The sequence below is a fragment of the Streptacidiphilus jeojiensis genome (assembly GCF_042510965.1).
In the GTDB taxonomy this organism is placed as follows: domain Bacteria; phylum Actinomycetota; class Actinomycetes; order Streptomycetales; family Streptomycetaceae; genus Streptacidiphilus; species Streptacidiphilus jeojiensis.
Genome location: NZ_JBEUKS010000011.1, coordinates 320,925 through 327,739, shown reverse-complemented (window position 1 = coordinate 327,739; position 6,815 = coordinate 320,925). Strand labels below are relative to the sequence as shown.

The 6,815-nt window shown below is 71.5% G+C and carries 6 protein-coding genes; all 6 read left to right on the top strand.

Going from position 1 to position 6,815, the window contains the following annotated elements; all coding sequences use genetic code 11:
• A partial coding sequence (locus ABUW04_RS28945; protein ID WP_380567330.1) for a transketolase family protein occupies positions 1-1,435 on the top strand: 1,435 nt, incomplete at its 5' end.
• A gap of 54 nt (positions 1,436-1,489) precedes the next feature.
• Positions 1,490-2,623: a transaldolase gene (gene tal, locus ABUW04_RS28940; RefSeq protein ID WP_380567329.1), complete on the top strand. Its 1,134-nt coding sequence runs from the start codon at positions 1,490-1,492 to the stop codon at positions 2,621-2,623.
• Between the two features lie 41 nt (positions 2,624-2,664).
• The gene (gene zwf, locus ABUW04_RS28935) at positions 2,665-4,191 is read left to right on the top strand and encodes a glucose-6-phosphate dehydrogenase (protein WP_380567340.1); all 1,527 of its coding nucleotides are present in this window, start codon (positions 2,665-2,667) and stop codon (positions 4,189-4,191) included.
• Entirely contained in the window at positions 4,188-5,276 is a 1,089-nt protein-coding gene (gene opcA / locus ABUW04_RS28930; protein ID WP_380567326.1) for a glucose-6-phosphate dehydrogenase assembly protein OpcA, read from the top strand. The genes zwf and opcA overlap by 4 nt, the downstream gene beginning before the upstream one ends.
• Positions 5,273-6,055, top strand: a complete 783-nt coding sequence (pgl, locus tag ABUW04_RS28925; protein ID WP_030258683.1) for a 6-phosphogluconolactonase — start codon at positions 5,273-5,275, stop codon at positions 6,053-6,055. The genes opcA and pgl overlap by 4 nt, the downstream gene beginning before the upstream one ends.
• Positions 6,056-6,169: 114 nt before the next feature.
• On the top strand, positions 6,170-6,796 hold the full coding sequence (locus tag ABUW04_RS28920) for a GNAT family N-acetyltransferase (protein WP_380567324.1): 627 nt from the start codon (positions 6,170-6,172) through the stop codon (positions 6,794-6,796).
• Positions 6,797-6,815: the final 19 nt, after the last annotated feature.

Genomic DNA, 6,815 nt, shown 5'->3' with positions numbered 1-6,815 from the left:
GGGGCGCTACGAGGCGTACGGCTGGCACATCCAGCGGGTGGCCCCGGCCGAAAGCGGCGACATCGACCCCAAGGCCCTGCACGACGCCATGGTCATCGCCCAGGCCGAGACCGAGCGCCCCTCCATCATCGCCATGCGCACCGTCATCGCCTGGCCGGCCCCCAACGCCAAGGGCACCGAGGAGTCGCACGGCTCCGCCCTGGGCGCCGCCGAGGTCGCTGCGACCAAGCGGGTGTTGGGCTTCGACCCGGAGCAGTCCTTCGAGGTCGCCGACACGGTGCTGGCCCACGCCCGCGAGGTCGGCGACCGCGGCCGCGAGGCCCACGCCGCCTGGTCCAAGCGGTTCGAGGACTGGCGCACCGCCAACCCTCAGCGCGCCGCCGAATTCGACCGGATCACCGCGGGCCGCCTGCCCGACGGCTGGGAGCAGGCCATCCCGACCTTCGAGCCCGGCAAGGAGGTGGCCACCCGTAAGGCGTCGGGCGAGTTCCTCAAGGCCGTCGGCAAGGTCGTGCCGGAGCTGTGGGGCGGGTCGGCGGACCTGGCCGGCTCCAACCTGACCACCATCGACGCCAACTCCTCGTTCCTGCCCGAGGGCAACCCGCTGGCGTCGGCCAGTCCGTACGGGCGCACGATCCACTTCGGGATCCGCGAGCACGCCATGGGCTCGGCCATGAACGGCATCGCCCTGCACGGCAACACCCGCATCTACGGCGGCACGTTCCTGACCTTCTCGGACTACATGCGCGGCGCGGTCCGCCTGGCCGCGCTGATGAAGCTGCCGGTCACCTACGTGTGGACGCACGACTCCATCGGCCTGGGCGAGGACGGCCCCACCCACCAGCCGGTCGAACACATGGCGGCGCTGCGCGCCATCCCGGGCCTGAACATGGTCCGCCCGGCGGACGCCAACGAGACCGCGATCACCTGGGCCGAGGTGTTCCGCCGTCACGACGCGAACCCGGCTCCGCACGGCCTGGCGCTGACCCGCCAGGGCGTGCCGACCTACCCGGCCAACCCGGACGCGGCCAAGGGCGGCTATGTGCTGTTCGAGGCCGAGGGCGGCGCCGCGCAGGTGATCCTGATCGGCACCGGCTCCGAGGTCCAGATCGCCGTCGCCGCCCGCGAGCGGCTGCAGGCCGAGGGCATCCCCACCCGCGTGGTCTCCATGCCCTGCGTGGAGTGGTTCCAGGAGCAGGACCTGGCCTACCGCGACACCGTGCTGCCCCCGGCCGTCCGCGCCCGCGTCGCCGTCGAGGCCGGCATCGCGCTGACCTGGTACCGCTACGTCGGCGACGCCGGACGGGTCGTCAGCCTGGAGCACTTCGGCGCCTCCGCCGACTACAAGGTGCTCTACAAGGAGTTCGGTCTCACCGACGACGCCGTGGTCACCGCCGCCCACGAGTCGCTGGCCGACCTGGCCGCAGGCCGCTGAGCAGTCCAGCCATCGAACAGCCAGTACGAACCAGAGAAAGAAGTGACGAGGATCATGACTGACGCTCTGAAGCGCCTCAGCGACGAAGGCGTGGCGATCTGGCTGGACGACCTCAGCCGCACCCGCCTGACCTCCGGCAACCTGGCCGAGCTGGTCCGCGACAAGCACGTGGTCGGGGTCACCACCAACCCGACCATCTTCCAGAAGGCCATCGGCGGCAGCTCCGACGCCTACGACGCCCAGCTGCGCGACCTCGCGGTCCGCGGCGTCACCGTCGACGAGGCCGTCCGCATGATGACCGCCGCCGACGTCCGCGAGGCCGCTGACGTGCTGCGCCCGGTCTACGACGCCAGCAACGGCCGCGACGGCCGGGTCTCCATTGAGGTCGACCCCCGCCTGGCGCACAACACCCCGGCGACCATCGCCGAGGCCAAGCAGCTGGCCTGGCTGGTGGACCGCCCCAACACCCTGATCAAGATCCCGGCCACCAAGGCCGGCCTGCCCGCCATCGCCGAGGTCATCGGCGAGGGAATCAGCGTCAACGTCACGCTGATCTTCTCGCTGGAGCGCTACCGCGGCGTCATGGACGCCTTCCTGACCGGCCTGGAGACCGCCAAGGCCAACGGCCACGACCTGTCCCAGATCGAGTCCGTCGCCTCCTTCTTCGTCTCCCGCGTGGACACCGAGATCGACAAGCGCCTCGACAAGCTGGCCACCCCCGAGGCCAAGGCCGCCAAGAGCAAGGCCGCCGTGGCCAACGCCCAACTGGCCTACCAGGCCTACGAAGAGGTCTTCAGCTCGGACCGCTGGAAGGCTCTGGCCGAGGCCGGTGCCAAGCCGCAGCGTCCGCTGTGGGCCTCCACCGGCGTCAAGGACCCGTCCCTGGACGACACCCTGTACGTGGTCGAGCTGGTCGCACCGGGCACCGTCAACACCATGCCCGAGGCGACGCTGAACGCGGTCGCCGACCACGGCGTGATCCGCGGCGACAGCATCATCACCGGCAACTACGCCGCCGCGCAGGCCGTCATCGACGAGCTGGCCACCTTCGGCATCTCCTACGACGACGTGGTCCAGGTCCTCGAGGACGAGGGCGTGGAGAAGTTCGAGGCGTCCTGGAAGGAACTGCTGGACACCGTCACCGCCTCGCTCGCGAAGTTCGCCCCGAAGGGGGGCACCGAGAAGTGAGTGAAGAAGCCTCAGCAGTACTAGAGGAGGAGACCGGCGTCATCGACGCCTGGATCAATCCGTTGCGTGATCCGGCGGATCGTCGGTTGCCGCGGATCGCGGGTCCGTCGGGTCTGGTGATCTTCGGGGTCACCGGTGACCTGTCCCGCAAGAAGCTGATGCCGGCCGTCTACGACCTGGCCAACCGCGGACTGCTGCCGCCGGGCTTCTCCCTGATCGGCTTCGCCCGCCGTGACTGGGAGGACGAGGACTTCGCCCAGGTGGTGCACGACTCCGTCAAGGAGCACGCGCGCACCCCCTTCCGCGAGGAGGTCTGGCAGCAGCTGGCCAAGGGCATGCGCTTCGTCCAGGGCGAGTTCGTGGACAACGACGCCTTCGAGAAGCTGCGCGCCACCATCGAGGAGCTCGACAAGGCCCAGGGCACGGGCGGGAACTTCGCGTTCTACCTGTCGGTGCCGCCGAAGTTCTTCCCGCAGGTGGTCCAGCAGCTCAAGGCGCACGGCCTGGCCGACCCGCCCAAGGGCTCCTGGCGCCGGGCGGTGATCGAGAAGCCCTTCGGACACGACCTGAAGAGCGCCCAGGAACTCAACCAGGTCGTGCACTCGGTCTTCCCGCGCGACGAGGTCTTCCGCATCGACCACTACCTGGGCAAGGAGACCGTCCAGAACATCCTGGCCCTGCGGTTCGCCAACTCGATGTTCGAACCGATCTGGAACCGCTCCTATGTGGACCACGTACAGATCACCATGGCCGAGGACATCGGCATCGGCGGCCGCGCCGGCTACTACGACGGCATCGGCTCGGCCCGCGACGTCATCCAGAACCACCTGCTGCAACTCCTGGCGCTGACCGCGATCGAGGAACCGGCCTCCTTCCACCCCAAGGCCCTGGTCGCCGAGAAGCTCAAGGTCCTCTCAGCGGTGCGGATCCCCAAGGACCTGGGCCGGCACACCGTGCGCGGCCAGTACACCCACGGCTGGCAGGGCGGCGAGGAGGTGCTGGGGTACCTGGAGGAGGAGGGCATCGACCCCAAGTCCACCACCGACACCTACGCCGCGGTGAAACTGGAGATCAACAACCGGCGCTGGGCCGGGGTCCCGTTCTACCTGCGCACCGGCAAGCGGCTGGGGCGGCGGGTGACCGAGATCGCGGTGGTCTTCCAACGCGCCCCCTACCTGCCCTTCGACTCCTCGGCGACCGAGGAGCTGGGACAGAACGCCCTGGTCATCCGGGTCCAGCCGGACGAGGGGGTGACCATGCGGTTCGGCTCCAAGGTCCCCGGGACCTCGATGGAGGTCCGCGACGTGAGCATGGACTTCGCCTACGGCGAGTCGTTCACCGAGTCCAGCCCCGAGGCCTACGAACGGCTGATCCTGGACGTGCTGCTGGGCGACGCCAACCTGTTCCCGCGCCACCAGGAGGTCGAGGAGTCCTGGCGGATCCTGGACCCGATCGAGGCCTACTGGGACAAGCACGGCCGCCCCGCCGGGTACGAGTCGGGTACCTGGGGCCCGGCCGAGGCGGACGAGATGCTCGCACGAGACGGTAGGAGCTGGCGCCGGCCATGAAAATCGACCTCACGGACACCACCTCCAGCAAAATCAACTCCGGACTCGTCGAAGCCCGCAGAGCCATCGGCACCGGTGCCATCGGCATGGTGCTGACCCTGGTCATCGTCACCGACGAGGGCAGCGCCTACGACGCCCTCAAGGCGGCCGGCGAGGCCTCCCGCGAGCACCCCTCGCGGATCCTCGCGGTCATCCGCCGGCCCGGGCGTTCGCCCCGGGCCCGGGCGGAGGCCCGGCTGGACGCCGAGATCCGGGTCGGCTCGGACGCCGGCACCGGCGAGACCGTCCTGCTCCGCCTGCACGGCGAACTCGCCTCCCAGGCCCAGTCGGTGGTCCTGCCACTGCTGCTGCCCGACGCCCCCGTGGTCGTCTGGTGGCCCGAGAACGCCCCCGAGAACGCCGCCAAGGACCCCCTCGGCGCACTCGCCCAGCGGCGGATCACCGACGCGGTGTCGGCCGAGTCCCCGGTCGAGCAGCTCGGCGTCCGCGCCGCCTCCTACACCCCCGGCGACACCGACCTCGCCTGGACCCGGATCACCCCCTGGCGCTCCATGCTGGCGGCGGCCCTGGACCAGCGACGGGTCAAGGTCGCCTCGGCGGTGGTCGAGGGCGAGTCCTACAACCCCAGTGCGGAACTGCTGGCGCTGTGGCTCGCCGACCGGCTGAACATCAAGGTGGACCGGGTCGTCTCCGAGGGCCCGGGCCTGACCGCCGTACGCCTGCACACCGCGGGCGGCGACGTCACCCTGGAGCGTTCGGACGGCCTGCTGGCCAAGCTCTCCATGCCCGACCAGCCGGACCGGATGGTGGCGCTCAAGCGCCGCGAGACGGCCGAACTGATCGCCGAGGAGCTGCGTCGGCTCGACCCGGACGACATCTACGCGGCCGCTGTGCGCTACGGCGTGGAGAAGCTGCACCAGGACGGTCCGCCGGCCGGGCACGAGGTCGTCGACGCCAGGACCGCGGCCGGGCAGGCCCGGTCGGAGGCGGCGGAGGAGGAGGCGGCCGGTAAGGCCGCCACCAAGTCCGCGGCCAAGGCCCCGGCGAAGAAGTCCGCCGCCTCGGCCAACCGGACCCAGCGGTGACCGCGCCGCAACTCGTGGTCCACCGCGACAAGGAGCTGATGGCCCTTGCCGCGGCGGCCCGGCTGATCACCCGGATCGTCGACGCCCAGTCCGCCCGCGGCACCGCCTCGGTGGTGCTGACGGGCGGGCGCAACGGCAACGCGCTGCTCGCCGCGCTGGCGTCCTCGCCGGCCCGGGACGCGGTGGACTGGTCCAGGCTCGACCTGTGGTGGGGCGACGAACGCTTCCTGCCGGAGGGCGACCCGGAGCGCAATGTCACCCAGGCCCGCGACGAGCTGCTGGACGCCGTACCGCTCGACCCGGCGCGGGTGCACGCCATGCCCGCCTCGGACGGGGTGGACGGCGACAACGCGGAGGCGGCGGCGGAACGCTACGCCGCCGAGCTCGCCAAGGCCGCGGGGCCCGGCGACCACGCCGGCGTGCCCAGCTTCGACGTGCTGCTGCTGGGGGTCGGCCCCGACACCCACGTGGCCTCGCTGTTCCCCGAGCTCCCCGGCGTGCGGGAGACCTCCCGCACCGTCGTGGGGGTCAGGGGCGCGCCGAAGCCGCCGCCGGTCCGGGTCTCGCTGACCCTCCCGGCGATCCGGGCGGCGCGCGAGGTCTGGCTGCTCGCCGCGGGCGAGGACAAGGCCGAGGCGGTCGCCCTGGCCCTGAGCGGCCCGGGTGAGATCCAGGCGCCGGCCTCCGGCGCGTACGGGCAGCAGCGCACGCTCTGGCTGCTGGACCGCGCGGCGGCGTCCAAGATCCCGCCGGAGATGTACCCCCCGTCGTCGTCCTGACCGACGCGACGACCGCGACGGCCCCGGGCCCGCTGCCTCCCGCAGCGGGCCCGGGGCCGTCGGCGTTGATCTGACCCGTCGACAGTTCCCGCGCACCGCGCCTACGATCGGCCCATGGGGGCTACAGGTATCACCGTCCGGCCGGCCACCGACGCGGACGTCGACGAGACCGCAGGCACGCTCGCGCTGGCCTTCCACGACGACCCGCAGTGGCTCTGGTCGCTGCCGGTCGAGCGGACCAGGCCGAAGCGGCTGCGGGGGATCTTCACCACGATGCTGCGGCACGAGGTGCTGCGGCACGGCGGCGTGGAAGTGGCCTGCGACGAGGAGGGCCGGATCGTCGGCGCCGCGCTCTGGCTGCCGCCGGGCAGGGCCAGGCCGACCCTGCGCGAACAGGCCGCCGCCGGCCCCGGCTACCTGCGCGCCTACGGGCGCCGGATCGGGTACGGCAACACCCTGCAGAGCGCCTGCTTCAAGGCCCACCCGAGCAGCGAACCGCACTGGTACCTCTTCATCCTCGGCGTCGACCCCGACCTGCACGGCCAGGGCGTCGGCGCCGCACTGCTGCGCTCCCGGCTGGACCGGGTGGACGCCGAGGGCCTGGCCGCCTACCTGGAGTCCAGCAACCCGACGAACGTCCCGCTCTACGAACACTTCGGCTTCGAGGTCACCGGCGCCCTCAAACTGCCGAAGCACGCCCCCCGCATGGACACCATGTGGCGGCCCCGGCACCGTCCCTGACCGGAGCAGCGGCACATAT